Annotated in this window: 22 protein-coding genes; 17 read left to right on the top strand and 5 right to left on the bottom strand. The window is 67.0% G+C overall.

The window, feature by feature from the left end:
* Positions 1-275: 275 nt before the first annotated feature.
* The 3 genes from WS49_RS01065 to WS49_RS01055 all read left to right on the top strand — a co-directional run bounded on the left by WS49_RS01065 (position 276) and on the right by WS49_RS01055 (position 2879).
* Complete coding sequence (locus WS49_RS01065; protein ID WP_059523676.1) at positions 276-1340, top strand: glycosyltransferase family 4 protein; 1065 nt, start codon at positions 276-278, stop codon at positions 1338-1340.
* A 236-nt stretch (positions 1341-1576) separates the two neighbouring features.
* Complete coding sequence (locus WS49_RS01060; protein ID WP_059523674.1) at positions 1577-2377, top strand: hypothetical protein; 801 nt, start codon at positions 1577-1579, stop codon at positions 2375-2377.
* A gap of 37 nt (positions 2378-2414) precedes the next feature.
* Positions 2415-2879, top strand: a complete 465-nt coding sequence (locus WS49_RS01055; RefSeq protein WP_059523672.1) for a DUF2214 family protein — start codon at positions 2415-2417, stop codon at positions 2877-2879.
* 39 nt (positions 2880-2918) lie between these two features.
* Here WS49_RS01055 and gudD read toward each other — a convergent pair whose 3' ends face one another.
* Entirely contained in the window at positions 2919-4271 is a 1353-nt protein-coding gene (gene gudD / locus WS49_RS01050; RefSeq protein ID WP_059523670.1) for a glucarate dehydratase, read from the bottom strand.
* Between the two features lie 425 nt (positions 4272-4696).
* On the opposite strand from gudD, the gene WS49_RS01045 reads away from it, so the two are divergent.
* A complete protein-coding gene (locus WS49_RS01045) occupies positions 4697-5458 on the top strand; it encodes a FadR/GntR family transcriptional regulator (RefSeq protein WP_059465220.1) in 762 nt (253 codons plus the stop codon).
* A 208-nt stretch (positions 5459-5666) separates the two neighbouring features.
* Here WS49_RS01045 and WS49_RS01040 read toward each other — a convergent pair whose 3' ends face one another.
* From WS49_RS01040 to pdxY, 3 genes are all read right to left on the bottom strand, one after another.
* Positions 5667-6815, bottom strand: a complete 1149-nt coding sequence (locus WS49_RS01040) for a branched-chain amino acid ABC transporter substrate-binding protein (RefSeq protein ID WP_059523668.1) — start codon at positions 6813-6815, stop codon at positions 5667-5669.
* Positions 6816-7188: 373 nt separating this feature from the next.
* Positions 7189-9333: a phosphocholine-specific phospholipase C gene (locus WS49_RS01035; protein WP_059523666.1), complete on the bottom strand. Its 2145-nt coding sequence runs from the start codon at positions 9331-9333 to the stop codon at positions 7189-7191.
* A gap of 355 nt (positions 9334-9688) precedes the next feature.
* Positions 9689-10549: a pyridoxal kinase PdxY gene (gene pdxY, locus WS49_RS01030; protein WP_059523664.1), complete on the bottom strand. Its 861-nt coding sequence runs from the start codon at positions 10547-10549 to the stop codon at positions 9689-9691.
* Between the two features lie 174 nt (positions 10550-10723).
* Here pdxY and WS49_RS01025 point away from each other — a divergent pair, with 174 nt between their 5' ends.
* On the top strand, positions 10724-11785 hold the full coding sequence (locus WS49_RS01025; RefSeq protein WP_059523662.1) for an alpha/beta fold hydrolase: 1062 nt from the start codon (positions 10724-10726) through the stop codon (positions 11783-11785).
* A gap of 25 nt (positions 11786-11810) precedes the next feature.
* On the opposite strand, the gene WS49_RS01020 is transcribed toward WS49_RS01025, so the two are convergent.
* Positions 11811-12809: an LLM class flavin-dependent oxidoreductase gene (locus tag WS49_RS01020; RefSeq protein WP_059523841.1), complete on the bottom strand. Its 999-nt coding sequence runs from the start codon at positions 12807-12809 to the stop codon at positions 11811-11813.
* Between the two features lie 642 nt (positions 12810-13451).
* On the opposite strand from WS49_RS01020, the gene hpnI reads away from it, so the two are divergent.
* From hpnI to astA, 12 genes are all read left to right on the top strand, one after another.
* Positions 13452-14627: a bacteriohopanetetrol glucosamine biosynthesis glycosyltransferase HpnI gene (gene hpnI, locus WS49_RS01015; protein WP_059523660.1), complete on the top strand. Its 1176-nt coding sequence runs from the start codon at positions 13452-13454 to the stop codon at positions 14625-14627.
* Between the two features lie 166 nt (positions 14628-14793).
* Positions 14794-16236, top strand: coding sequence for a hopanoid biosynthesis associated radical SAM protein HpnJ (hpnJ, locus tag WS49_RS01010; RefSeq protein ID WP_306426965.1), 1443 nt, complete (start codon positions 14794-14796; stop codon positions 16234-16236).
* Between the two features lie 3 nt (positions 16237-16239).
* On the top strand, positions 16240-17124 hold the full coding sequence (gene hpnK / locus WS49_RS01005) for a hopanoid biosynthesis-associated protein HpnK (protein WP_059523658.1): 885 nt from the start codon (positions 16240-16242) through the stop codon (positions 17122-17124).
* Positions 17121-18161 carry an HpnL family protein gene (locus tag WS49_RS01000; protein ID WP_059523656.1) on the top strand — a complete coding sequence of 347 codons (1041 nt, stop codon included), beginning with the start codon at positions 17121-17123 and terminating at the stop codon, positions 18159-18161. The genes hpnK and WS49_RS01000 overlap by 4 nt, the downstream gene beginning before the upstream one ends.
* Positions 18162-18248: 87 nt before the next feature.
* Positions 18249-18806, top strand: a complete 558-nt coding sequence (locus WS49_RS00995; RefSeq protein ID WP_059523654.1) for a hypothetical protein — start codon at positions 18249-18251, stop codon at positions 18804-18806.
* 265 nt (positions 18807-19071) lie between these two features.
* Positions 19072-19761, top strand: coding sequence for an ABC transporter permease (locus WS49_RS00990; protein ID WP_059523652.1), 690 nt, complete (start codon positions 19072-19074; stop codon positions 19759-19761).
* Positions 19758-20471 carry an ABC transporter permease gene (locus WS49_RS00985; RefSeq protein WP_059447650.1) on the top strand — a complete coding sequence of 238 codons (714 nt, stop codon included), beginning with the start codon at positions 19758-19760 and terminating at the stop codon, positions 20469-20471. Before WS49_RS00990 ends, WS49_RS00985 begins: the two co-directional genes overlap by 4 nt.
* Before the next feature lie 21 nt (positions 20472-20492).
* Entirely contained in the window at positions 20493-21293 is an 801-nt protein-coding gene (locus tag WS49_RS00980) for an ABC transporter ATP-binding protein (RefSeq protein ID WP_006488736.1), read from the top strand.
* Positions 21294-21314: 21 nt separating this feature from the next.
* Complete coding sequence (locus tag WS49_RS00975; protein ID WP_059523650.1) at positions 21315-22358, top strand: GlxA family transcriptional regulator; 1044 nt, start codon at positions 21315-21317, stop codon at positions 22356-22358.
* A gap of 942 nt (positions 22359-23300) precedes the next feature.
* Positions 23301-24533 carry an aspartate aminotransferase family protein gene (locus tag WS49_RS00970; RefSeq protein ID WP_059523648.1) on the top strand — a complete coding sequence of 411 codons (1233 nt, stop codon included), beginning with the start codon at positions 23301-23303 and terminating at the stop codon, positions 24531-24533.
* A gap of 30 nt (positions 24534-24563) precedes the next feature.
* Positions 24564-25631, top strand: a complete 1068-nt coding sequence (gene aruF / locus WS49_RS00965; RefSeq protein WP_059523646.1) for an arginine/ornithine succinyltransferase subunit alpha — start codon at positions 24564-24566, stop codon at positions 25629-25631.
* The gene (astA, locus tag WS49_RS00960) at positions 25628-26674 is read left to right on the top strand and encodes an arginine N-succinyltransferase (protein WP_059523644.1); all 1047 of its coding nucleotides are present in this window, start codon (positions 25628-25630) and stop codon (positions 26672-26674) included. The genes aruF and astA overlap by 4 nt, the downstream gene beginning before the upstream one ends.
* Positions 26675-26676 lie beyond the last annotated feature (2 nt).

The following is a 26676-nucleotide window of genomic DNA, read 5'->3' as shown; positions in this document are numbered from 1 at the left end:
ACAAAGTAAAGTGTTTGAAATGTTGTGCGCCGTATCGGGATTAACCCTAGATAATCGGCTCCGGGTTCGATTCCAGGTTTTTACGAACCCCTGTCAACGGGTCTTCGTTTCAAACGTTCTATGCCTGTCGCGTCGCCGACGCTCCTTGAGCAGCGCGGGTTCGACGCCCCCGGCAGGCTGATTCGTCCGACTTTCGGACGACATGCATCCAGCCCGGACCGCCGGCAGGTTGCCGACCCATACCTGGTTTTTAGCCGATTTTTTAGGAGTTACGCATGCGAATCGCCCAAATCGCTCCGTTGCACGAAGCGGTGCCCCCGAAACTGTACGGTGGTACCGAGCGAGTGGTGTCCTACCTCACCGAAGCTCTCGTCGAGATGGGGCATGACGTCACGCTCTTCGCGAGCGGCGATTCGCAAACGTCGGCGAAGCTCGAAGCGTGCTGGCCGCAGGCGCTGCGTCTCGACCCGACGATCCGCGACGTGATGGCTCCGCACATGCTGCTCCTCGAGCAGGTGCGCCGCCGTGCGGAAGAGTTCGACGTCCTGCACTGCCACATCGACTACTACCCGTTCTCGCTGTTCTCGCGCCAGCCGGTCCCGCATCTGACGACGATGCACGGCCGTCTCGACCTGCCGGAACTGCAGCCGATCTTCAACGCGTTCAGCGACGTGCCGGTCGTGTCGATCTCCGACAACCAGCGCATCCCGCTGCCGCAGGCGAACTGGCTGTCGACCGTGTATCACGGCCTGCCGGAAAACCTGCTGACGCCGATCCCGAACGTGAAGCCGAGCTACCTCGCGTTCCTCGGCCGCATCTCGCCGGAGAAGCGCGTCGACACCGCGATTCGCATCGCCGAGCAGGCCGGCCTGCCGATCAAGATCGCCGCGAAGCTCGACAAGGCCGACCGCGCGTACTACGAAGAGAAGATCAAGCCGCTGTTCGCGCTGCCGCACGTCGAGTACATCGGCGAAATCAGCGAGTCGGAAAAGACCGAATTCCTGGGCAACGCGCACGCGCTGCTGTTCCCGATCGACTGGCCGGAGCCGTTCGGCCTGGTGATGATCGAGGCGATGGCCTGCGGCACGCCGGTGATCGCATTCAAGCGCGGTTCGGTGCCGGAAGTGATCGAAAACGGCGTGTCGGGCTTCGTCGTCGAAGACGAACTGTCGGCCGTCGCGGCGCTCAAGCGCCTCGATACGCTGCCGCGCGAGAAGGTGCGCGCCGCGTTCGAAGCACGTTTCTCGTCGAAGGTGATGGCGCAGAACTACGTGAAGGGCTACGAGGAACTGCTGCGCCAGAAGCGCCGCACGGTGCTGCGCGAAGTCAACGCAAGCTGATGCCGGCGCGCCGGCCGCACTGCGGCTGAGGCCGTCATCGACGCCCCGTCCGGGTCCCCGGCGGGGCGTTGTCACATCTGCGGCGCCGATCTGTTGTATTCTCGCCGCGCCCGGCGCCGCGAACGGCCCCGGAAGCGGTCCGGCACGCCATCCGGCCGTCTGTCCAGACGGTAATGTCCCTATAATGGCCGTGCCGCGAAATCCGGCCCCGCACGAACATCGAGAGGAGAGCAGTCTTGGCGAGATCGAAAACCACGCGCGCAGCGCCGGCCCCCGGCGCCGGCGTGATCTTCGCGTTGCGCGCGATCGGTCTCGTGCTGCTCGCGCGCTGGCTGTTCTCGATGTCCCAGATGGGCTATCGCGCGTCGCTGTCGGCGATGGTGTCGTCGCCATGGGCGTTCGTCTATCTCGTGCTGATCTTCCTGCTGCTCGCGCTGCCGGGCGCCGTCGCGCGCGCCGAGCGGCCGTTCCATCCGCTGCCGCAGTGGCTGCGACAGGCGCTGCGGGTCTTCGCGCTGATCGGTTTCCTGTTCGCCGTGTGGTCCATCGGCGCGTTCGCGTGGGCGGCCGGCTGGCGCCGTGCGCTGCACGCGGTGACGGCGACGAACGGCTGGCTCGTCGCCGCGCCGGCGCTGTATGCGGCGATCGTGTGGATGTGCCGCCCGCGGCCGCTGTGGCGCACCAACGTGGCCGCGCGCCGCTTCGCGGTCGGCCGCTACGCGATCTCGCTCGATACGCTCACGCGTACCGCGATCGTCTGGATGGAGAGCCGCAAGGTCGGCCAGTACGACGCGCGTGAACTGTCGGTCCGCTGGCCCGGCCGGAGCACGACCGCCGAAGCCGAGCAGGGTGCGCAGGCGGCCGCCGTGCCGCCGCGTCGCGGCAGCCTGTTTCGGCGGCCGAAGGTGGAACTGCTGTGGGATTCGCCGGCGGCCGTCGGTCATAACCGGCAGATCGTGATGCGCGCGCCGCTCGCGACCGAGGGCGACCGCGTGGCGGTGCTCGCGCTCGACGCCGCGCTCAAGCAGATCGTCTGACAAGGCCTGCGCGGCGCGCGGGCGACAAGGAGGCGCAATGATCGTTCGCTGGTTGCTGGCAGCCGTTCACCTGATGGCGTTCGGCGTCGCGTTCGCCGCGATCGCGGGGCGCAACCGCGCGCTGCGCCGGGTCATCGCGTCGGCGCAGGCCGCCGACCTCCCGGGCGTGTTCAAGGCCGACGCGGCCTGGGGATTGTCCGCGCTGGTGCTGATCGCGACGGGACTCACGCGCGCGTTCGGCGGTTTCGAGAAGGGCGCCGCGTATTACCTTCACGAGCCGCTCTTTCACCTCAAGATGACCGCGCTCGTGCTGATTCTGCTGCTCGAGATCGTGCCGATGCTCGGGCTGATCCGCTGGCGCATCGCCGCGCGGCAGCAGCAGATGCCCGATCTGGGCCGCGCACGCACCTACGTGCGGATCGGCCACTGGCAGGCCGTGCTCGTCATGGTCATCGTGTTCGCCGCGTCGGGAATGGCGCGGGGGATCGGGGCGGCCGCCTAGGCCTGACCGGGCGGACCCGCCGCCCGGCTCGTCCGGTGCTCAGCGCACCAGGCAGGGGCGCTTGTTGTTGAACGTCCACCCCGGAATCAGATACTGCATCGCGGCTGCATCGTCGCGCGCGCCGAGCCCGTGCTGCTTGTACAGCTCGTGCGCGACCGCGACCGCATCCATGTCGATGTCGATGCCGAGACCCGGACGCTTCGGCACTTCCACGAGCCCGTTCTCGATCTTCAGCGGCTCGCGCGTCAGCCGTTCGCCGTCCTGCCAGATCCAGTGCGTGTCGATCGCGGTGACCTGACCGGGCGCGGCGGCCGCGACGTGCGTGAACATCGCGAGCGACACGTCGAAGTGGTTGTTCGAATGCGAGCCCCACGTGAGGCCCCAGTCGCGGCACATCTGCGCGACGCGCACCGAGCCCTGCATCGTCCAGAAGTGCGGGTCGGCGAGCGGGATGTCGACCGCCTGCAGCTGCACCGCGTGGCCCATCTGCCGCCAGTCGGTCGCGATCATGTTGGTCGCCGTCGGCAGCCCGGTCGAGCGGCGGAACTCGGCCATCACCTCGCGGCCCGAGTAGCCGTTTTCCGCACCGCACGGATCTTCCGCATACGCGAGCACGTGATGCAGGTCGCGGCACAGCCGCACGGCCTCGTCGAGCGACCACGCGCCGTTCGGATCGAGCGTCACGCGTGCTTCGGGGAAGCGCTCGGCGAGCGCCGTCACGGCTTCGACCTCGCGTGCGCCTTCGAACACGCCGCCCTTCAGCTTGAAATCGTTGAACCCGTAGCGCGCATGCGCGGCTTCGGCGAGGCGCACGACCGCCTCGGGCGTCAGCGCGGCCTCGTCGCGTACGCGCGTCCAGTCGTCGGTCGCGCCGCGGCCGTCGCGGTAGGGCAGCGTGGTTTGCGTGCGATCGCCGACGTAGAACAGGTAGCCGAGCATCTCGACGCGCTCGCGCTGCTGTCCCTCGCCGAGCAGGGCGGCCACGGGTACGCCGAGATGCTGGCCGAGCAGGTCGAGCAGCGCGGCCTCGAGCGCGGTGACCGCGTGGATCGTGGTGCGCAGGTCGAAGGTCTGCAGGCCGCGGCCGCTCGCGTCGCGGTCGGCAAAGGTGCGCCGCACGTCGTTGAGCACCGCATGGTAGTTGCCGACCGGCTGACCGACGACGAGCGCGCGCGCATCCTCGAGCGTGCGGCGGATGCTTTCGCCGCCCGGGACCTCGCCGACGCCGGTGCGGCCCGCGCTGTCCTTCAGGATCACGAGGTTGCGGGTGAAGAACGGGCCGTGCGCACCGCTCAGGTTGAGCAGCATGCTGTCGTGGCCGGCGACCGGAATGGCTTGCAGGTCGACGATGCGCGGCGTGTCGTGGGAAGGCGAGGCAGTGACGGCGTTCATGGCGGCGATGGCGAAAGTGTGGGCAATGCCGTGCGGCAAAAGCTTTGCCGCGCGCGGCGGGAGGTGCGATCATTCGACAACCGACGTGCGCGGCGCGCAAGCCCCGCATGTCGACAGCAACCCGAAAGGGTGAGGGCGACCCGCACGATGCCGGTGTCGCGGCAGACCGGAACAAGCGCGGATGCGCGCTTCGGTCGACCGTGAAACCGGGCGCCGGCAGCCGCGCAGAAGCGCGAATGTCGGCCGATCGCGAACCACGGGACCTGGCAGGTGCTTGTACGCCGGCCTCGGTCGACAGGAGATCCGTGGCTCGATCATCAGTCGTCGGATGACTTGTGACGCAGTATAATGAATCATCGGCGTTCGCTCAAACCCCGCGTAAACCCTCGGCTCACATTACGATCATTCAAAAAGGAACCGGCCTCATGTCCGTGCCAACGCTTCCCGCAGCGCCGCGCCGTCGCGCACGCAGCCTCGCACAAGATGTCGTCGACGCGCTGACCGCGCAGATCGAAAACGGCACGCTGCGTCCCGGCGACAAGCTGCCGACCGAAACCGAAGTCATGGCGGCGCAGGGCGTCAGCCGCACGGTCGTGCGCGAAGCGATCTCGCGGATGCAGGCGAGCGGCCTCATCGAGACGCGCCACGGCATCGGCAGCTTCGTGCTCGAACCGACGCGCCGCCAGACGCTCGGCATCGATCCCGCGACCATCACGACGCTGCGCGACGTGCTTGCCGTGCTCGAGCTGCGCATCAGCCTCGAAAGCGAATGCGCGAGCCTCGCGGCGCAGCGCGCGAACGATACCGATCTCGCCGCGCTGCGGCGCGCGCTCGACGCGATCGCGTCGGGGGCGGGCGGCGGCCGCGACACGGCCCAGCTCGATTTCCAGTTCCACCTGCAGATCGCGCAGTCCACCGGCAACCGCTATTTCGTCGACATCATGACGCAACTTGGCGCGTCGATCATTCCGCGCACGCGCGTGAATTCGGCGCGCTTCGCCGGTGACGACCTCGAGCGCTATGTCGGCCGGCTCAATCACGAGCATGAAGACATTTACGAGGCGATCGCGCGTCACGACCCGGAAGCCGCGCGTGCCGCGATGCGCACGCACCTGACCAACAGCCGCGAGCGGCTGCGCCGCGCGCACGAGGCGGCCGAAGCGGAACGCGATACGCAGGCCAGCTGACGAGACGGCCCGCGCATTGCCGCGGGCGACGGCGAATATCGCCGAAATAACATCAGTCATCGTATAAGATCGGCGCGATTGCGCCGATCGTTTTATTGCCGGCTACCCATCCGTCGGTATCCGCATCGCGCGTGTGAAGGCGGGGCGGCGTTCCCGCCACCGCCCGCGTCCCGGCGGCCTGGCTGTCCAGGCCGCCCATCCCGCTCGATCAGCCTCCCTTCGTCACGATGGTCTTCCACGCACCGCTCTTCACCTGATACAGCGTCGACATCCCGCTCTTCAGCGAGCCGTCGCTCGCGAACGAGATGCGGCCGGTGACACCTTCGAAGTCGACTTTCTTCAACGCCGGGCGATAGACCTTCGGATCGGTCGAGTTGACCGCCTGCATCGCCTTGATCGCCGCCCACGCCGCGTCGTAGCCGAACTGCGCATACGACAGCACGTCGACGCCGAAGCGCTTCTTGAACCGCTGCTCGAAATCCTTGCCCTGCGGCAGCTCGTCGAGCGGTCGTCCGTATTCCCACGCCATCGCGCCTTCCGCGGCCGGGCCGGCGATCTTGATGAACTCGTTGTCCTTCACGCCGCCGCCGCCGACGAACTGCGCGTTCAGCCCGAGCTGGCGCATCTGCTTGATGAAGTTCGCGGCGAGCGAATCGAGACCGCCGAAGAAGATCAGATCGGGGTTCTTGCCCTTCAGGCTCGTGATCTGCGCGCGGAAGTCGACCGCCTGGTTGCTGGTGAACTCGCGGCCGATGATGTTGCCGCCGGCCGCCTTGACGGCCTTCTCGAACTCGTCGGCCTCGCCCTGGCCGAACGCGGTGCGGTCGTCGATGATCGCGATGCGCTTCGCCTTGGTCACGTCCACGGCGTACTTGCCCGCGTTGCCGGCGTTCTGGCCGTCGGTCGCGATCACCATGAACATGTTCGCGAGCCCGCGCGACGTGAGCGTCGGATTGGTCGCGGCCGGGTCGATCACCGGGATGCCGGCCTTGTCGTAGACCACCGACGCCGGAATCGTCGTGCCCGAGTTGAAGTGGCCGACCACCACCGACACGTTCTGGTCGACGAGCGCCTGGGCCGCCTGCACGCCGATGCGCGGGTCGGCCTGGTCGTCCTGCACGACGAGGTTGAAGTGCGCGGGCTTGCCGGCAATCTGGATCTTCTGCGCGGCCGCATCGTCGAGCGCGAGCTGCACGCCGTTCTGGAGATCCTTGCCGTAACCGGCGTTCACGCCGGTGAGCGGCGCGGCGAAGCCGACCTTGACGTCGGTCGAGTCGGCCGCCTGAGCGGCCTGTTGCGAGAGGAGAGCTACCGCGGATACGACCGATACCGACAACAGGGAATGACGCAATTTCATGTTCGTTCCTCTTGTTCTTACACCAGCGGGTGGATACCGCACGCAGCCGGCGGGCCGGGCGCGTGCGACGGGCGGGCGGTTCGACCGCTTCTCGGAATCGGGCGGGGAGGTCGGCATGCTGATGCTTCCCGGAAGAATCTCCCGTCAGGCTCTGCGAGGAGCCCCGATCGCCTCGATATATAGGTCGCCGATATGTGCGGGTCTTGGGAATTTGCCGCGCATTCGGTGCGGATTTGCGCATAGCTTCCACGCGAGCGCGGATGGCCGGTATCGGGAGTTTCCCGTCGCGAGCGCGACAGGCGGGGAGGCGGGCGGCGGTGTGGAGTGAGAACACGGCGCGGCCCGCCGGGGCCGCGCCGCGTCATGAGAGCCGTCAGTCGGACAGCGCGTCCGATGCGGCTTCGGCGTCGTCGTGCGCCGCGGTCGTGCGGATGGCCGGGTCGCTGGTGCTCGGGCGGCCGGTCTCGACGTGGCCCGCGAAGCGGCGCTGGAAGCCGAGCGGCTTGCCGTCGCTGACGGTCAGGTCGTACCAGCCGTTGCTGCCGCGCAGGTCCCAGTAGTCGTCGACGTGCGTGCCCGGCTTGAGGTCGAACTCACGCGCGTGGCCGTGGCCGTAGGCGTTCGTCACCTTGAGCCGCACGGCTTTGTGGCCGCGGTTCATCAGGCGCAGCGTGATGTTGCCGTTCGCGACGTCGTAGCCGTAGATCACCTCGGGGTTGACGCTCGCCGGGCCGACCGCCAACGCGGCGGGGCTGCGGAAGTGGCAATAGAAGCCGTTCGGGCCGTACACGTCGAGATCGTACAGGCCGAGCGACGGCGCCGGGCTCCACGTGTCGGAAAGCCGCTTGCCGGCGTCGACCGTGTAGGTCCACGGGCCGTCGACGCGATTGCGCGCCTGAACCTGGAATGCCGCGCCCGCGGTGCCGGTGTTCGCGAAGGTCAGCCGGAACTGGCCGCTCGCATTGTCGATCCGGCCGTGCACGAACAGTTCATACGGCAGCGCGCGCGCCGGACGCAGGCCGGCCTCCTGCTTCGGCAGATGCTGGACGACCGGCGGCACCGGGATGTAGTCGGGGTGACGGTTGCGGTCGGGCGGCGCGTAGCCGCTCGTGTCCGGGAGCTGCGGCCAGCTTGCATCGGGCGTCGCGAAGTCGAACGCGGACGTCAGGTTGCCGCACACCGTGCGGCGCCACGGCGACACGTTCGCCGCGGTGACCGCGTATTGCGCGCCGAAGCGCGCTTCGATGAATTGCAGCAGCGACGTGTGATCGAAGGTCTGCGAACAGACCCAGCCGCCCTTGGTCCACGGCGACACCACCAGCATCGGCACGCGCGGCCCGAGCCCGTACGGGCCGGCCATGTGCGACGCGTCGCCGGCGAACACCTCGTTGGTCGTCGCGACCGTCGACAGCCCGTTGTCGCGCGACTGCGGCGCGAACGGCGGCTGCACGTGGTCGAAGAAGCCGTCGTTTTCGTCGTACGTGATGAAGAGCGCGGTCTTGCTCCACACGTCCGGATTCGACACGAGCGCCTTCAGCACCTGCTCGATGTACCACGCGCCGTAGTTGGCCGGCCAGTTCGGGTGCTCCGAATAGGCTTCCGGCGCGCAAATCCACGACACCTGCGGCAGCGTGCCGTTCTTCACATCCTGCTGCAGCACGTCGAACAGCGTGCCGCCGGCGCTGATGTTGGTGCCGGTGCGCGCCTTTTCGTACAGCGGCGTGCCGGGCAGCGCGCTGCGGTACTGGTTGAAGTAGAGCAGCGCGTTGTCGCCGTAGTTGCCGATGTACGGGTTCTGCGTCCAGCCCCACGAGCCGTTCGCGTCGAGCCCCGTGCCGACGTCCTGGTAGATCTTCCACGACACGCCGGCCTGCTCGAGCACTTCCGGATAAGTCGTCCAGCCGTAGCCCTTTTCCTCGTTGCCGAGCACCGGGCCGCCGCCCGTGCCGTCGTTGCCGACGTAGCCGGTCCACATGTAATAGCGGTTCGGGTCGGTCGAGCTCGGGATCGCGCAGTGGTACGCGTCGCAGATCGTGAACGCGTCTGCGAGCTGATAGTGGAACGGGATGTCGTCGCGCTTCAGGTACGCCATCGTCGTGGTGCCCTTGTTCGGCACCCACTGGTCGTAGCGGCCCTTGTTCCACGCGGCGTGCATGTCCTGCCAGCCGTGCGGCAGGTCCTGCAGGAACTGCAGGCCGAGCTTGTCGGCGCCCGGGTGGAACGGCAGCAGCTCGGCCGGGCCGACCGGCTGGTGGAACACCGACTTGCCGTTCGCGAGGCGCAGCGGGCGCGGGTCGCCGAAGCCGCGGACACCGCGCATCGTGCCGAAGTAATGGTCGAACGAGCGATTCTCCTGCATCAGGATCACGATGTGTTCGATGTCGCGGATCGTGCCGGTACGGCGGTTCGCGGGAATGGCGAGCGCATCGCGGATCACGGGCGGGAAGAGGTTCAGCGCGGCGGCGCCGGCAGTGCCGGCGGCGACGCGCAGGAAGTCACGACGGTTCGATCGGGTCATGGTCGTTATCGTGCGTTAAAGGGGGAGCCGGTTGGCGGGACATGCGGGAAATAACGGGCGCGTCCGCGGCGCAGGATGCGGCTGCGCCAGTCGTGCCGCCGCGAGCATAGCGAGTATTCGGTGTCATTCATGTGAAGTCCGGAAACGTTTGCACGCGCGGCATTGAACGGACAACGGCCGACGGTCGTGATGCAAGGGAAGCGGGGATGCGGACAGCGGGAAAGCGGACAGCAGAACGGCAGAACGGCAGAACGGCAGAACGGCAGAACGGCAGAACGGCAGAACGGCAGAACGGCAGAACGGCAGAACAGCAGAACAGCAGATCGCGCGCGCCGGCGACGCGGATGCGGCGGCCTCAGGCGTCCGTCACCCACGCGCCGAACCATTCGCTCGGGCGCGCGATTTCATCCTGCGCGGCGACGAGTTCGAGCTCGTAGCGGCGCGCGTCGTAGGTCGCCTTCACGACCGCGTGCACGGCCGCGAGCGTGTGCTCGAACGCGGCGCGCACCGAGTCGCCGCGCAGCCGGCGTGCGACGAAGATGGCGCTGGTGAGGTCGCCGACGCCGACCGGATGGCGCGGAAACGCATACAGCGGGCGCTGGCCGATCCACGCTTCGGTCTCGGTGACGGCGAGCATGTTGAAGCGGTCGGCCGGGCTGTTGCGGTCGTGCAGGTGCTTGACGAGGATGATCTTCGGGCCGCGGCGGATCAGCGCGCGGCAGGCGTCGACGGCTTCGGCGACGGTCTCGATGCGCCGCCCGGCGAGCTTCTGCAGCTCGGTGTGGTTCGGCGACATGCCGTCCGCGAGCGCCGGCATCTCCTGGACGATGAATTCCTCGACGCCGGGTTCGGGCCGGATGCCGCCCGTCTGGCCCAGCGCCGGATCGCAGAAGTACCACGCGTTCGGATTCATCGCCTTCACCGTGCGCACGATCTCGACCGTCGCGCGCGCCTGCGCCGGCGAGCCGACGAAGCCGGACAGCACCGCGTCGCAGCGCTTGAGCGCGCCGATCGCGGCGACCCCGTCGACGAGCTGCTCCATCTTCGCGGCGTCGATCGCGCTGCCGGCCCAGTGGCCGTACTGCATGTGATTCGACAGCTGGACGGTGTTGAGCGGCCAGACGTTGACGCCGAGGCGCTGCATCGGGAACACGGCCGCGCTGTTGCCGGCGTGTCCGTAGATGACGTGCGACTGAATGCTGAGGACGTTTTTCATGAGCGTTCGCCTGCAGGCGTTTCAGGGTCACGTCACACGATACCCGAGATCGTCGCGTGCGCGGAAGTCGCGCGGTCATCGAGTGTTGCGCGCCGTCGTCAGCCCGACCGCGTAGAATCGCGGGGCGCGCAGCCGCCTGGCTGCCCGCGTGCATTTCCCTTTACCGTGATCGCCATGCCTTCGATTTGCAAGATGTTGTCCCTCGCGCGCGCCGCCGTGCTCGGCGCGGGTGTCGCTGCCGCATGCGCGACGCCAGCCGCGGCCGCCGTCCCGGCGCCGGCCGGTAACGACGGGCCCGTGTACGGCCCCCGCCTGGAAGGCTTCGCCTATCCGGAGCCGGTGCACCGCTACGCGTTCGTGTCCCAGCGCGAAACCCTCGAGATGATGTACATGGACGTGCAGCCGGCGCACCCGAACGGCCGCACCGTCGTGCTGCTGCACGGGAAGAACTTCTGCGCGGCGACGTGGGAGGACACGATCGGCGTGCTGAGCCGCGCCGGCTATCGCGTAATCGCGCCGGACCAGATCGGCTTCTGCAAATCGTCGAAGCCCGAGCGTTACCAGTTCAGCTTCCAGCAGCTCGCGCGCAACACGCATGCGCTGCTCGAGTCGATCGGCGTGAAGTCGGCGACGATCGTCGGCCATTCGACGGGCGGGATGCTCGCGATGCGCTACGCGCTGATGTACCCGAAGGCGACCGAGCAGCTCGTGCTGGTGAACCCGATCGGCCTCGAGGACTGGAAGGCGCTCGGCGTGCCGCCGCTGTCGGTCGACTACTGGTATGCACGCGAGCAGAAGACGACGGCGGACGGCATTCGCCGCTACGAGCAGGCGACCTACTACGCGGGCAAGTGGGCGCCGTCCTACGAGCGCTGGGTGCAGATGCTCGCCGGCATGTATCGCGGCCCGGGCCGCGACGCGGTCGCGTGGGACTCCGCGCTGATCTACGACATGATCCTCACGCAGCCGGTGGTCTACGAACTCGGCGCGATCCGCGTGCCGACGCTGCTGCTGATCGGCGACAAGGACACGACCGCGATCGGCAAGGACGTGGCGCCGCCCGAGGTGCACGCGAAGCTCGGCCGTTACCCGGAGCTCGCGAAACGCACGCAGGCGGCGATTCCCGGCGCGCAGCTCGTCGAATTCCCGGCGCTCGGGCACGCGCCGCAGATCCAGGACCCGGACGCGTTCCACAAGGCGCTGCTCGAAGGCATGGCGGCGGTGCACCCGCAGTGACGCCTGCACGGGCGCACCCGCCCGGTCAGCGGGTTTCGTTCGCGAGTTCGTCGCGGATCTGTGCCGCCAGTTCGAACGAGCGCACCCGCGCGGCGTGATCGTGGATCTGCGCGGTGATGATGACCTCGTCCGCGCCCGTTTGCGCGATCCGGTCGCGCAGCTTGTCGCGCACCGTGTCGCGCGAGCCGACGGCCGCGAACGACAGCGCGTGAGCGACGTTCGCGAGTTCGAACTCGCTCGCCTCGAGCGTGTCGACGGGCGGCGGCAGCTTGCCCGGCGTGCCGCGGCGCAGGTTGATGAACTGCTGCTGAAGCGATGTGAAGAGGCGCCGCGCCTCGTCGTCGGTATCGGCCGCGAACACGTTGACCCCGACCATCGCATGCGGTTTCGGCCACGCGGCCGACGGCCGGTACTGCGCGCGATAAAGCTCGAGCGCGCGCATCAGGTAGTCCGGCGCGAAGTGCGACGCGAATGCGAACGGCAGCCCGAGCATCGCGGCGAGCTGCGCGCTGAAGAGGCTCGAACCCAGCAGCCACACGGGCACGTCCAGCCCCGCGCCGGGCACCGCGCGCACGCGCTGGCCGGGCACCGGTTCCGCGAAGTAGCGCTGCAGCTCGGCGACGTCGTCCGGAAACGCGTCGGCGCTGCCGATCAGGTCGCGGCGCAGCGCGCGCGACGTGGTCTGGTCGGTGCCGGGCGCGCGGCCGAGCCCGAGGTCGATGCGCCCCGGATACAGCGACGCGAGCGTGCCGAACTGCTCGGCGATCACGAGCGGCGCATGGTTCGGCAGCATGATCCCGCCCGAGCCGACGCGGATCGTCTTCGTCGCGCCCGCCACATGACCGATCACGACGGCGGTCGCCGCGCTCGCGATGCCCGGCATGTTGTGATGTTCGGCGAGCCAGTAGCGCCGGTAACCGAGACGCTCCGCGTGCTGCGCGAGATCGACGGTGTTGCGGAACGCCTGGGCGGCGTCGGCGCCGACGGGAATGGGGGCGAGATCGAGTACGGAAAACGGAATCATCGGGTGACCTTCGAAGGGGAGGGGCGCGGTGATGCGCATGCGCAACAGATGCCGACGATTTTGCCAAAGGGTTCCGGAACGCGCTGGCGACGCGGGGATACCCATGAGCCTTTCAGGGGTGCAAGGTAAGGTCCGGCGATTGTTGCAGAAATCAACCTAATCTCAGAATAATTACCAATCTTTACGGCGATTGGGCATGTCTTCGCATCGACGCACAAAATTCCACGAAACGTTTGATTTTCAAGACTGCAATATGCCTGCAAAGCGCTTACGCTAACGTGAACGAGGTGGTATCGGAATGGTTCGTCGGCCGCACAGCTTTGCCGAAATTGCACCAGTCCGTTTCGCGACGCGTCCGAGCGCGGGGCGGCGCGGGCTGATAAAATCCGGCGCCTGCCCATGTTGTGCCGATGGCAGCCATTCGAATCTTCCCGCATCCCGTCCCGGGCATCGCGCGAGGATATGCCACGCGAAGCCGGGCATGGCCGCCTTCGGGGACCGGGCCGTGCCTCCCCTTTACACAGACGCTGCTGGAACAAGGAGTCGGGTCGTGCCCGCGTTCGTTGCTGTCGGAATATCCAATCACGTTCAACCCGGTTCGATCGATCGGCAGGGCGCGCGCGTTGCCGGAGAGCGTCGCGCATGACGCCGGCCGTCACGTTGCTGGACTGGCTCCTGACGGTGTTTACGCTGGCCGCGGCCGGCTATGCGCTCGTTGCCGCGTTCGCGCCGCGTCCGCGCACGCCGCGCACCGCCGCGCGCGACGGCTTCGAGCCCGTCAGCGTGCTCAAGCCGCTGTGCGGCGCGGAGCCGCACCTGTACGAGAACCTCGCGACGTTCTGCGAGCAGCGCCACCCGCGCCATGAAGTGCTGTTCGGGGTCGCGTCGGCGGCCGATCCGGCCATCGCCGTGGTCGAGCGGCTGCGCGCCGATTATCCGGAATGCGACATCACGCTCGTGATCGACGCGCGCGTGCACGGCAAGAACCTGAAGGTCAGCAACCTGATCAATCTGGCGGAGCGCGCGAAGTACGGCCGCATCGTGATCGCGGACAGCGACATCGCGGTGCAGCCGGATTATCTGGAGCGCGTGACGGCGCCGCTCGCCGACGCGTCGGTCGGGGTCGTCACGTGCCTGTATCATGCGCGCAGCGTCGGCGGGTTCTGGACGCGGATCGGCGCGCAGTTCGTCGATGCCTGGTTCGCGCCGTCGGTACGGATCACGCACCTCGGCCGCTCGAGCCGCTTCGGCTTCGGCGCGACGCTCGCGCTGACGCGCGACACGCTCGACCGGATCGGCGGCTTCGTCGCACTGAAGGACGAACTGGCCGACGATTTCTGGCTCGCCGAGCTGCCGCGCCGCCTCGGGCGGCGTACCGTGCTGTCCGAGGTCGAGGTTGCGACCGACGTGATCGAGCCGTCGTTCGGGCCGCTCTGGCACCGCGAGACGCGCTGGCTGCGTACGATCCGTTCGCTGAATCCGGCCGGCTTCGCGTTCCTGTTCATCACGTTCACCGTACCGTGGCTCGCGATCGGCGCGGCACTGGCACTGCGTCTCGACGGCACCGTCGCCGGCACGCTGGCGGGTGGCGCGGCCGTCGTCGGCGCGTTCGGGCGGCTCGTGCTGCACGCGCGCGGCGAGGACGGCTGGCGCGCGTTCTGGCGCGATCTGCCGCTCGTCGCGGTGCGCGACACGCTGCTCGCGCTCGAATGGCTCGCGGCCGCGTTCGGCACGCACGTCGTGTGGCGTGGCGCGAGGATGACGGTCGTCGGCGGCGAACGCGCGACGGCGGCAGTGGAAGGCGGGGACGGCCGCTGAGGTGTGTTCCCCGACGGAGCCGGCCATGCGCCCGGCCCCGATCGAATCCGGCCCGAAGGCCGAGACGCGCCGCGCGGCAACGCCGCGCGACGCGACATGACAGAGAGGCGGGCGCCGGCAGGGCGGCCCGCGGTTGATTGACTGAATCGTTGAAACGAATCGAACTATGCAGGCTACCGGAGCATTCATGAAAACGCTGTTCTTGCAGGCCCCTTCGTATGACGGCTTCGACGGCGGAGCCGGCTCGCGCTACCAGGCGAAGCGCGAAATCCGTTCCTTCTGGTACCCGACGTGGCTCGCGCAGCCGGCCGCGCTCGTGCCGGGCAGCCGCGTCGTCGACGCGCCGGCCGACGGCCTGTCGGTCGAAGAGACGCTGAAGATCGCCAACGACTACGACCTCGTGATCATCCACACGAGCACGCCGTCGTTCCCGACCGACGCGATGTTCGCGCAGGATCTCAAGAAGATGAAGCCGTCGATGCTGGTCGGCATGGTGGGCGCGAAGGTGATGGTCGATCCGCACAACTCGCTCACGGCGAGCGAGGCGATCGACTTCGTGTGCCGCGAGGAATTCGACTACACCTGCAAGGAAATCGCCGAAGGCAAGCCGTTCCCCGAGATCAAGGGCTTGAGCTGGCGCGCGAAGGACGGCTCGATCGAGCACAACGAAGCGCGTCCGATCCTCGAGAACATGGACGAACTGCCGTTCGTCGCGCCCGTCTACAAGCGCGACCTGAAGATCGACAACTACTTCATCGGCTACCTGAATTACCCGTACGTGTCGATCTATACGGGCCGCGGCTGCAAGTCGCGCTGCACGTTCTGCCTGTGGCCGCAGACGGTCAGCGGCCATCGCTACCGCACGCGCTCGGTCGAGAACGTGCTCGCCGAAGCGAAGTGGATCCGCGACAACATGCCGGAAGTGAAGGAACTGATGTTCGATGACGACACCTTCACCGACGACCTGCCGCGCGCCGAAGCCATCGCCATCGGTCTGGGCAAGCTCGGCATGACGTGGTCGTGCAACGCGAAGGCGAACGTGCCGTACAAGACGCTGAAGGTCATGAAGGAAAACGGCCTGCGCCTGCTGCTGGTCGGCTTCGAATCCGGCGACGACCAGATCCTCGTGAACATCAAGAAGGGCGTGCGCACCGATTTCGCGCGCCGCTTCAGCGCGGACTGCAAGAAGCTCGGCATCAAGATCCACGGCACCTTCATTCTCGGCCTGCCGGGCGAGACGCAGGAAACCATCAAGAAGACGATCGAGTACGCGAAGGAAATCAATCCGCATACGATCCAGGTGTCGCTCGCCGCGCCGTATCCGGGCACGACGCTCTACAAGCAGGCCGTGGAAAACGGCTGGATGGAAGAGAACAAGACCATCAACCTGGTGAGCAAGGAAGGCGTGCAGCTGGCGGCGATCGGCTATGCGCACCTGTCGCGCGACGAGATCTATCACCACCTCGAGCAGTTCTATCGCCAGTTCTACTTCCGTCCGTCGAAGATCTGGGAGATCGTCCGCGAGATGCTGACGAGCTGGGACATGATGAAGCGCCGTCTGCGCGAAGGCGTCGAGTTCTTCCGCTTCCTGCGCGCGCACGAGGCCTGATTCGTGACGACGCAGCGGGCGGCGCGGGCGCTGATCTTCACCGCGGACGACTTCGGGCTGCACCCGCGCGTCAACGCGGCGGTCGAGCGCGCGCATCGCGATGGCGTGCTGAACGCCGCGAGCCTGATGGTCGGTGCGCCCGCGGCGCAGGATGCGATCGAACGCGCGCGGCGGCTGCCGTCGCTCGCGGTCGGCCTGCACCTCGTTCTCGCGGACGGGCCGGCCACGCTGCCCGCGCATGAAATTCCCGCGCTCGTCGGCCCCGACGCGCGGTTCGGCGACGCGATGGCGAAGGACGGCTGCCGCTTCTTCTTCCTGCCGCACGTGCGTGCGCAGCTGCGCCGCGAGATCCGCGCGCAGTTCGAGGCGTTCGCGGCGAGCGGCCTGCCGCTCGACCACGTGAACGCGCACAAGCATTTCCACCTGCATCCGACCGTGCTGTCGATGATCATCGAGATCGGCCGCGATTACGGGCTGCGCGCGGTGCGGCTGCCGTACGAAACGCGCGCGCCCGCGCTGCTCAAGCCGTGGATCGCGCTGGTGCGCGCGCGGCTCGACCGCGCGGGGCTCGCGCATAACGACTATGTGGTCGGGATCGAGCATACGGGCGCGATGGACGAGGCCGTGCTGCTCGACGCGATCGCGGCGCTGCCGCCCGGCGTCGGCGAGATCTACTGTCATCCGGCGGAAGCGGGCGACGGCCCGATCACGCCGACGATGGCCGACTACCGCCCGGTCGACGAACTGGACGCGCTGCTGTCGCCGCGCGTCGCGGCCGCGCTGAAGGCCGCGGGCGTCGCGACCGGTGGTTTTGCCGACGTGTTCGGCCAGCCGGCCGCGCGGCGCGGCACGCGAGCGTCGCGCGAAGCGGGGGCGCAGCCGTCATGACCAAGTGGATCAAATGGCTCGGCTGGCCGATCGGCATCGGGATCCTGCTCGCGCTCGGTTTGCACGAAGGTATCGGCGACGTGACGCAGATGCTCGAGCGTGCCGGTTTCGGGCTGCTGTGGCTCGTGCCGTTCCACGCGCTGCCGTTGCTGCTCGACGCGTACGCGTGGCACCAGCTGCTCGACCGGCGCGCGTCGCTGTCGTACCTGTGGTGGGTCGCGACCGTGCGCGAAGCCGTGAACCGGCTGCTGCCGGTGGTCGGGATCGGCGGCGAGCTGGTCGGGATCCGGATGGCGCGCTGGCAGGTGCCCGACGCGAGCCGCGTGACCGCGTCGGTGATCGTCGAGGTGCTGGTGACGATCGTCGTCCAGTATGCATTCGCCGCGCTCGGCCTCGTGCTGCTGCTCGCGACGACGCACGACATGGGCGGCGGCACGATCGGCCTCGCGCTGCTGCTGACGCTCCCGTTGCCGGTGCTCGGCGTCGTGCTGATGCGTCGCGGCGGGATCTTCCATGCGATCGAGCGGTTCGCCGGGCGTCTGCTCGGCGATTCGCACCGGTTGCTGCAGGGCGTCGACGGCCGCCGTCTCGATGGCGACATCGACGCGCTGATGTCACGCACGGCGCTGCTGTTCAGTGCGTTCTTCTGGCAGTTGTCCGGCTACGTGCTCGGCGCGCTCGAAATCTACTGGGCGCTCGCGCTGCTCGGCCATCCGGTATCGATCGGCGGCGCGATCGCGATCGAGGCGATGACGCAGGCCGTGCGGCATGCGGCATTCATGGTGCCGGGCGGCCTCGGCGTGCAGGAGGCGACCGTCGTGCTGCTCGCGCAGATGTTCGGCGTCGATCGCGAGACGGCGCTGTCGCTCGCGCTGGTCAAGCGCGGCCGCGAGGTGCTGTTCGGCTGCCTGGCGCTCGGTTCGTGGCAACTGGCCGAACTGGTGCGCACGCGCCGCCGGATCAAGGCGACGCCAGCCGGGGCGCGCACCCCGCAGGCACGCCGCGAGGCCGAGGTGCAAACCGAAACGATGCAGTGAACACGAGACGGGCCGCGCGCCCGTCTCGCGCTTTTGGCGTTGCACGGGTATCCTTGCCGCGTGTTTTCTCGACGCGCATTTCTTCCGATGATTTTCCGTTTCCGGCTGCTTCCCGTGACGATGCTGGCCGCCGCGCTGGCGCTGACCGGCTGCGACGACAAGCAAGGCAATCTCGACGTGCAACGTATCAGGGACTTTTTCAACGCGATCAAGCCGGCGCCGCTGCTGCTCAAGGGGCTGAAGGCCGGCGTATCGACCGAAGCCGACGTGCGCGCCACGATGGGCAAGCCCGAGACCGAGCGCGCGTTCACCGACGGCTCGAAGCGCCTCGAATATCCGCGCGGCCCGATGGGCAACCAGACCTGGTTCGTCGACCTCGACGCGAGCGGGCACTACACGGGCGCGACGCAGGTGCTGAGCGCCGAGAACTTCGCGAAGGTGCGTCCCGGAATGACCGAGGACGAAGTGCGACGCCTGCTCGGCAAGCCGGGCGACATCGCGCAGTATCCGCTGAAGCCCGAGACGGTGTGGAGCTGGCGCTGGCTCGAGGACGGCGTGAACACCGACGCATTCTTTAACGTTCATTTCGGCCCGGACGGGCTTGTCTATACGACTTCGCGCTCCGACATCCTGAAGGGGCGGTGAGACCGCCCGCGGCGCTATATCGAAAAAGCGACCGGAAAATTGCAAAAAGTCCGCTTCCCTGCATGTCATCCGACTGTCAGGAAGCGGCTTTTTTCCTTTTGAAACAGGGGCGTAGGCCTTGCCTGCAAATGGTGCGACGAATTGCTGCGACGCAGCAATCGCGTGCACTGTGATTTGAGGCAATCAATTTCGCTTGCGACTATCCGCGTCAGCCCGGCGCGGGAAGGTATGCGTGCCGGTGTTCATATCAACACTGGAGACGCGCGTGTTCCTTTACGGCTTTGGTCCTGTCCTCTGGGCCGGCACCGTGCAGACCATCGAGCTGTCGGTACTGTCGCTCGCCGCTGCGGTGGCGCTGGGGCTGATCGGCGCGGTGGCGAAGCTGTCGCACAACCGGGTGCTGCGAGCGATCGCGACCGGTTATACGACGCTGATCCGCTCGGTGCCCGATCTCGTCCTGATGCTGCTGCTGTTCTACAGCATCCAGATCTGGCTGAACCAGTTCACCGACCTCGTCGGCTGGGATCAGATCGACATCGACCCGTTCGTCGCCGGTGTGCTGACGCTCGGCTTCATCTACGGCGCGTACTTCACCGAGACGTTCCGCGGGGCGTTCCTGTCGGTGCCGCGCGGCCAGCTCGAGGCCGGTGCAGCGTACGGGATGAGCGGGATGCGCGTGTTCGTGCGGATCATGTTTCCGCAGATGATGCGTTTCGCGCTGCCCGGCATCGGCAACAACTGGCAGGTGCTCGTGAAGGCGACCGCGCTGGTGTCGATCATCGGTCTCGCGGACGTCGTGAAGGCCGCGCAGGACGCCGGCAAGAGCACGTTCAACATGTTCTTCTTCATCCTCGTCGCGGCGTTGATCTACCTCGCGATCACGACCGTTTCCAACCTCGTGCTGATCCAGCTCGAGAAGCGTTATTCCATGGGCGTGCGGCACGCAGAACTATGATCGAGATCCTCCAGGAATTCGGCCAGGCGTTCCTTTACTGGGACGGCCAGCGCCTCTCCGGCCTTGCGGTGACGCTGTGGCTGCTCGTCGCGTCGATTTCGCTCGGCTTCGTGTGCGCAGTGCCGCTCGCGGTCGCGCGCGTGTCGAAGAAGAAGTGGCTGTCGATGCCGGTGCGGTTCTACACGTACGTGTTCCGCGGCACGCCGCTCTACGTGCAGCTGCTGCTGATGTACACGGGCATGTACAGCCTCGAGTTCGTGCGGTCGCACTCGCTGCTCGACGCGTTTTTCCGCAGCGGCTTCAATTGCGCGATCCTCGCGTTCGCGCTGAACACCTGCGCGTACACCACCGAGATCTTCGCCGGCGCGATTCGCGCGATTCCGCACGGCGAGGTCGAGGCGGCGCGTGCTTACGGGATGTCGCCGTTCACGATGTACCGCCGGGTGATCCTGCCGTCGGCGCTGCGCCGCGCGCTGCCGCTGTACAGCAACGAGGTGATCCTGATGCTGCATGCGACCACCGTCGCGTTCACGGCGACCGTGCCCGACATCCTGAAGGTCGCGCGCGACGCCAATTCCGCGACCTACATGGCGTTCCAGTCGTTCGGAATCGCCGCGCTGATCTATCTTGCGGTATCGTTCGCACTCGTCGCGGCATTTCGCCGGGCGGAGCGCCACTGGCTCGCGTATCTCGCGGCCGGCCGTCATTGATTTCACTTCGAGGAGAGCCAGTTGGCCGAGATCACTCAAACGAGCGCGTCCGCTTCCGTCAAGCTTGCCGCCGTCGACATTCACAAGCGCTATGGCGATAACGAGGTGCTCAAGGGCGTGTCGCTGAACGCGAAGGCGGGCGACGTCATCAGCATCATCGGCGCGAGCGGTTCGGGCAAGAGCACGTTCCTGCGCTGCATCAATTTTCTCGAGCGGCCGAATGCGGGGCAGATCGTCGTCGACGGCGAGGCCGTGCGCACGAAGACCGACCGCGCCGGCGCGCTCGAGGTGGCCGATCACAAGCAGTTGCAACGCATCCGCACGAAGCTCGCGATGGTGTTCCAGCACTTCAATCTGTGGGCGCACATGAACGTGCTCGAGAACGTGATGGAAGCGCCGGTGCACGTGCTCGGCATTTCGAAGAAGGAAGCCGAGGAGCGGGCGCGCGAATACCTGGAGAAGGTCGGTTTGCCGCCGCGCGTCGAGAAGCAGTATCCGTCGCACCTGTCGGGTGGCCAGCAGCAGCGTGTCGCGATCGCGCGCGCGCTGGCGATGCATCCCGACGTGATGCTGTTCGACGAGCCGACTTCGGCGCTCGACCCGGAACTGGTCGGCGAAGTGCTGAAGGTGATGCAGAAGCTGGCCGAGGAAGGTCGCACGATGATCGTCGTCACGCACGAGATGGGTTTCGCGCGTAACGTGTCGAACCACGTGATGTTCCTGCATCAGGGGCGGACCGAGGAAGAGGGCGATCCGAAGGAGGTGCTGGTGCGTCCGCAGAGCGAGCGTCTGAAGCAGTTCCTGTCGGGCAGTCTCAAGTAACGCGAAAGGCGGGTTTCATACGTGGTACCGGTGTCTCGTCCCGCAGGCGCCACCCGCACGACGCAGGTGGCGATCGTTGCATTGCCGCCCGTGTCGATGTCGGGTGTGGGTCCGATCGTCGATGCATTGCATCTCGCGAACGAGATCGACGGGCGCTTGCTGTATCGCTGGCAGGTGTGTTCGTGGGACGGGCGGCCGGTGCCGCTCGCCGGCGGTGCGCAGTGGCATGCCGATGCGGCGTTCAACGATGCGATCGCGTGCGACTGGCTGATCGTCGTGTCGGAGCGGTTTCAGCAGTTTGCGGACTATCGGTTGTTTCTCGCGAGTCTCGCGCGGGTCGGGCAGCGGACGCCGGTTGTGACCGGGATTCACCACGGCGTGTGGTGGCTCGCGATGGCCGGGCAGCTTTCCGGATATCGCGTGAGCGTGAACTGGGAGACGTATCAGCAGTTCGCCGAGCAGTTCGAGCGGTCGATCGTCACGCAGCAGATCTTCGAGATCGATCGCGATCGGGCGACCTGTGCGGGCGGGCAGGCGACCGTCGATTTCATGCTGGCCATGATCGGCCGGGAACACGGGGCGGATCTGGGCGAGCGCATTGCCGATGCGCTCGGGGCCGGCACGCTGCGCAGCGGCGAGGAGCGGCAGCGGATTCCTTTCGTGACCGCGCCGGGCGAGCGGCATCCTCGGCTGAACGATGCGCTGCTGTTGATGGAAGCCAATGTCGAGGATCCCTTGACGACCGATGAGATCGCCGGGCTCGTGGGCGTTTCCCGGCGGCAGCTCGAAAGGCTTTTTCGCCAGTATCTCGGGGCGATGCCCTCGAAGTATTACCTCAATCTCCGGTTGCTCAAGGCCAGGACCCAGTTGCAGCGGACCAGCAAGTCGGTGGTTCAGGTCAGTCTCGCTTGTGGGTTCTCTTCTGCTGCGCATTTTTCTAATGCTTATCGCGAGCGGTTTGGTGTGACGCCTCGGGAGGATCGGCGAGCGTGGCTCGAGAGGCAGACCGGCGGGGGGAGTGAGCCTCGTGGGGGGGCGCTGGTCGAGCGTGGTGGCAAGGATTGAGGTTTTTTGCGGTGCGCGGTTTGTTGGCGTGAAGCACCTGGGGGCGTGTCGGTCTATTAGCGTCGCCCCTGCGCGGGGCGGCGGTTACTTTTCTTTGTCTTGCCAAAGAAAAGTAACCAAAAGAAAGGCGCTCGGATAACGCATGACCTCCCGGTGCCGTGGCCATCAAAGTGGCCCTCGCCTAAGTGTCCGCGCCAGTCAGGAGCACGGAGTGGTTCGAGCAATGGGTCTGACATCACTCATCACCCCACGGAGCGGTATACCGCCCGCTGGCTCCGTCCTCGCTTCGCTCGGCCGACAGGTCCACCCATCCCCTTTTCAACGCGGTTGGACGAATGTTTTCCAGAATCGTGGTGGGTAGCACATCGATCCAATAAATCGAATTTGTCACTGCTATGCAGCGGATGCCTCACTGATTCGGCGAACTGATCAGTGGGCGTTCCAGATGACGCGCGGGCTCATGAATTGCGGCTGAAGAACCTTGCAGCCGAGCGAAGCGAGGATGGAGCTAGCGGGCGGTATACCGCTCCGTGGGGTGGCGAGTGATGTCAGACCCATTGCTCGAACCACTCCGGGTTCCCGCCTGGCGCGGACACTTAGGCGAGGGCCACTTTGATGGCCACGGCACCGGGAGGTCATGCGTTATCCGAGCGCCTTTCTTTTGGTTACTTTTCTTTGGCAAGACAAAGAAAAGTAACCGCCGCCCCGCGCAGGGGCAACGCTAATAGACCGACACGACCTCAGGTGCTTCACGCCAACAAACCGCGCACCACCAAACGACCCCAAATAAAGCCCACAAAAAAAACCACCCCCGCCGAAAGGGCAAAATACGCCGAACCATCCGCTTCCGATAGAACCCGTCGCAAATCCGCAAGACGCTTGCGTCACCCTTACCTAAACTTGATCCTGTTGAACCCTCTTACGAAACCGAAAGGAACGACCATGACGACCTCGACCGTGACCCGCCAGACATTCGACGAAGTGATGGTGCCGGTATTCTCCCCCGCGCCGTTCGTGCCGGACCGTGCAGAGGGCTCACGCGTGTGGGACACGGCCGGCCGCGAATACGTGGATTTCGCGTGCGGCATCGCGGTGACGTCGCTGGGCCACGGCCACCCGGAACTGCTGAAGGTTCTGGACGAACAAGGCCGCAAGCTCTGGCACATCGGCAACGGCTACACGAACGAGCCGGTGCTGCGCCTCGCGAAGCGCCTCGAATCGCTGACCTTCGCCGACCGCGCGTTCTTCGCGAACTCGGGCGCCGAAGCGAACGAAGCCGCCCTGAAGCTCGCACGCCGCGTCGCATTCGACCGCCACGGCGCCGACAAATACGAAATCGTGTCGTTCGTCCAGTCGTTCCACGGCCGCACGTTCTTCACGGTCAGCGTCGGCGGCCAGCCGAAATACTCGGAAGGCTTCGGTCCGGTGCCTGAAGGCATCAAGCACCTGCCGTTCAACGACATCGAAGCCGCCAAGGCCGCGATCGGCCCGCAAACCTGCGCGGTGATCGTCGAGCCGGTGCAGGGCGAGGGCGGCGTGATCCCGGCCGATCCGGCCTTCCTGAAGGCACTGCGCGAAGCCTGCGACGCCAACGACGCACTGCTGATCTTCGACGAAGTGCAAACGGGCGTCGGCCGCACGGGCCAGTTCTACGCGTACATGGACACGGGCGTCACGCCGGACATCCTCACGACCGCGAAGGCGCTCGGCAACGGCTTCCCGATCGGCGCGATGCTGACGACGAACGAACTGGCCGCGCACTTCAAGGTCGGCGTGCACGGCACGACTTACGGCGGCAACCCGCTCGCGTCGGCGATCGCGGACAAGGTCGTCGAACTGATCGGCGACCCGGCACTCCTCGAAGGCGTGCGCGAACGCAGCGTGCGACTGAAGGGCGCGCTGGAACGCATCAACGCACGCTTCGGCATCTTCAAGGACGTCCGCGGCAAGGGCCTGCTGGTCGGCGCGGAACTCACCGCCGCATTCGACGGCCGCGCGAAGGACTTCGTCACCGCCGCCGCCGAGAACGGCCTGATCATGCTGATCGCCGGCCCGAACGTGCTGCGCTTCGTCCCGTCGCTCGTGATCCCGTTCGACCTGCTCGACGAAGGCGTGAAGCGCTTCGAGAAGGCGGTCGAGCAGGTGCTCGCGGCCCAGGAAGCCACCGCGCGCTGATCGGCGCACCCATCGCAGACAGGAACGACGATGCTATTTGTTCGCCCCGGCAAACTCACGGATCTCGATGCGCTCGCGCACATGGCGCGCACCGCGCAGCCGGTCCTGCACTCGCTGCCGCACGACCGCGCGGCGCTCGAAGCGCGCGTGGCGCTCTCCGAGGATTCGTTTCGCGCGGACGTCGATTTCGCCGGCGAGGAGTTCTACCTCTTCGTGCTCGAGGATTCGTCGACGGGCAAGCTGCTCGGCACGGCGAGCATCGTGGCCGCGGCCGGCTACTCGGAACCGTTCTACGCGTTCCGCAACGACGCACTGATCCACGCGTCGCGCGAGCTGCACGTGAACCGCAAGATCCACGCGCTCACGATGTCGCACGAGCTGACCGGCAAGAGCCGGCTGGCCGGCTTCTACGTCGATCCGTCGCTGCGCGGCGACGCGGCCGCGCACCTGATCTCGCGTGCGCGGATGATGTACATCGCCGCGAACCGCCGCCGCTTCACGCCGGAAGTGTTCACGCTGCTGCTCGGCGTGAGCGACGGCACGGGCGCATCGCCGTTCTGGGAAGCGGTGGGCCGCAAGTTCTTCGGCCGCAACTTCACCGACGTCGACATCGCGTCGGGCGGCCGCAGCCGCACGTTCATCGCGGAAGTGATGCCGGCGTATCCGCTCTACGTGCCGCTGCTGCCGGAAGCCGCGCAGCGCGTGCTCGGCGAGCCGAACGAATCGGCGCTGCTCGCGTACGACATCCATCTCGAGGAAGGCTTCGAGCCGGACCGCTTCGTCGACATCTTCGACGCGGGCCCGGTGTTGACCGCGCAGGTCGACCGCACCGCGTGCGTGAAGCATGGTGCGGAGCGCGTCGTGCGCGAGGCCGCGCACCAGCAGGGCGACGTCGCATACATGGTGTCGACCGGCAGCGGCGAATCGTTCCGCTGCGTGCTGGCCGACCTGCCGGGCGACACGGCCGATGCGCGGGGCGCCCATGCGCCGCTGGCCGGCGACGTGCGCGCAGCGCTCGATGTGAAGGAGGGTGACGTCGTGCGTTGCGTGCCGCTGCACCGCCGCGACGATGAAGACATGAAGGGAGACGCAGCATGATCGTCGTTCGGGTCGTACAAACGGGCGACGTCGACGCGCTCGTATCGCTCGCGAAGGAAACCGGGCCGGGCCTGACCACGTTCAAGCCCGATCGCGACGCGCTCGCCGCGCGCATCGAACGCACGCGCCGCACGCTCGACGGCGAGGCCGCGCCGGGCGAAGCCGGCTACTTCTTCGTGATGGAAGAATCGAAGACGGGCGACATCGCGGGCGTGTGCGGGATCGAGTCGCAGGTCGGCCTCGAGCAGCCGTTCTACAACTATCGCGTGAGCACCGTCGTGCATGCGAGCCAGGAGCTCGGCGTGTGGACGCGGATGCACGCGCTGAACATCTCGCACGACCTGACGGGCTACGCGGAAGTGTGCTCGCTGTTCCTGAGCCCGCGCTATCGCACGGGCGGCGTCGGCGGCCTGCTGTCGCGCTCGCGCTTCATGTTCATCGCGCAGTTCCGCGACCGCTTTCCGGAACGCATCTGCGCGGAGCTGCGCGGCCACTTCGACGACGACGGCACGTCGCCGTTCTGGCGTGCGGTCGGTTCGCACTTCTACCAGATCGATTTCAACGCGGCCGATTACCTCAGCTCGCACGGCCGCAAGTCGTTCCTCGCGGAACTGATGCCGCGCTATCCGGTGTACGTCGACCTGCTGCCGCAGGACGCGCAGGACGCGGTCGGCCTCACGCACCGCGACACGCTGCCGGCCCGCAAGATGCTCGAGGCGGAAGGGCTGCGCTACCAGAATCACGTCGACATCTTCGACGCGGGCCCGGTGCTCGAATGCCACGTCAACGACCTGCGCACGGTGCGCGAAAGCGTCGTCGTGCCGGTCGCGATCGGCGAGCCGGACGTCGGAGACGATGCGCCGGGCGGCCATTCGCCGAAGTCGCTCGTGTCGAATACGTCGCTCGGCGATTTCCGCGTCGGCGTCGCGCCGGGCGTGGTCGCGAATGGCGCGTTCGTGCTGTCGGCCGACGATGCCGCCGCGCTCGACGTGAAGGCCGGCGATCCGGTTCGCGTGCTGCCGCTCAAAGTCAAACAGGGATAAAC

Source organism: Burkholderia sp. RF7-non_BP4 (genome assembly GCF_001521935.1).
GTDB classification, from domain to species: Bacteria; Pseudomonadota; Gammaproteobacteria; order Burkholderiales; family Burkholderiaceae; genus Burkholderia; species Burkholderia diffusa.
The sequence above is the reverse complement of the archived record's forward strand: the minus strand, read 5'-3'. Positions and strand labels throughout refer to the sequence as shown.

What these genes read in the sequence shown, in the direction of transcription:
- WS49_RS01065 (WP_059523676.1), top strand. Translation starts at nt 276, where the DNA reads ATGCGAATCGCCCAAATCGCTCCGTTGCACGAAGCGGTGCCCCCGAAA.
- WS49_RS01055 (WP_059523672.1), top strand. Translation starts at nt 2,415, where the DNA reads ATGATCGTTCGCTGGTTGCTGGCAGCCGTTCACCTGATGGCGTTCGGC.
- gudD (WP_059523670.1), bottom strand. Translation starts at nt 4,271, where the DNA reads ATGAACGCCGTCACTGCCTCGCCTTCCCACGACACGCCGCGCATCGTC.
- WS49_RS01045 (WP_059465220.1), top strand. Translation starts at nt 4,697, where the DNA reads ATGTCCGTGCCAACGCTTCCCGCAGCGCCGCGCCGTCGCGCACGCAGC.
- WS49_RS01040 (WP_059523668.1), bottom strand. Translation starts at nt 6,815, where the DNA reads ATGAAATTGCGTCATTCCCTGTTGTCGGTATCGGTCGTATCCGCGGTA.
- WS49_RS01035 (WP_059523666.1), bottom strand. Translation starts at nt 9,333, where the DNA reads ATGACCCGATCGAACCGTCGTGACTTCCTGCGCGTCGCCGCCGGCACT.
- pdxY (WP_059523664.1), bottom strand. Translation starts at nt 10,549, where the DNA reads ATGAAAAACGTCCTCAGCATTCAGTCGCACGTCATCTACGGACACGCC.
- WS49_RS01025 (WP_059523662.1), top strand. Translation starts at nt 10,724, where the DNA reads ATGCCTTCGATTTGCAAGATGTTGTCCCTCGCGCGCGCCGCCGTGCTC.
- WS49_RS01020 (WP_059523841.1), bottom strand. Translation starts at nt 12,809, where the DNA reads ATGATTCCGTTTTCCGTACTCGATCTCGCCCCCATTCCCGTCGGCGCC.
- hpnI (WP_059523660.1), top strand. Translation starts at nt 13,452, where the DNA reads ATGACGCCGGCCGTCACGTTGCTGGACTGGCTCCTGACGGTGTTTACG.
- hpnJ (WP_306426965.1), top strand. Translation starts at nt 14,794, where the DNA reads ATGCAGGCTACCGGAGCATTCATGAAAACGCTGTTCTTGCAGGCCCCT.
- WS49_RS01000 (WP_059523656.1), top strand. Translation starts at nt 17,121, where the DNA reads ATGACCAAGTGGATCAAATGGCTCGGCTGGCCGATCGGCATCGGGATC.
- WS49_RS00995 (WP_059523654.1), top strand. Translation starts at nt 18,249, where the DNA reads ATGATTTTCCGTTTCCGGCTGCTTCCCGTGACGATGCTGGCCGCCGCG.
- WS49_RS00985 (WP_059447650.1), top strand. Translation starts at nt 19,758, where the DNA reads ATGATCGAGATCCTCCAGGAATTCGGCCAGGCGTTCCTTTACTGGGAC.
- WS49_RS00970 (WP_059523648.1), top strand. Translation starts at nt 23,301, where the DNA reads ATGACGACCTCGACCGTGACCCGCCAGACATTCGACGAAGTGATGGTG.
- aruF (WP_059523646.1), top strand. Translation starts at nt 24,564, where the DNA reads ATGCTATTTGTTCGCCCCGGCAAACTCACGGATCTCGATGCGCTCGCG.
- astA (WP_059523644.1), top strand. Translation starts at nt 25,628, where the DNA reads ATGATCGTCGTTCGGGTCGTACAAACGGGCGACGTCGACGCGCTCGTA.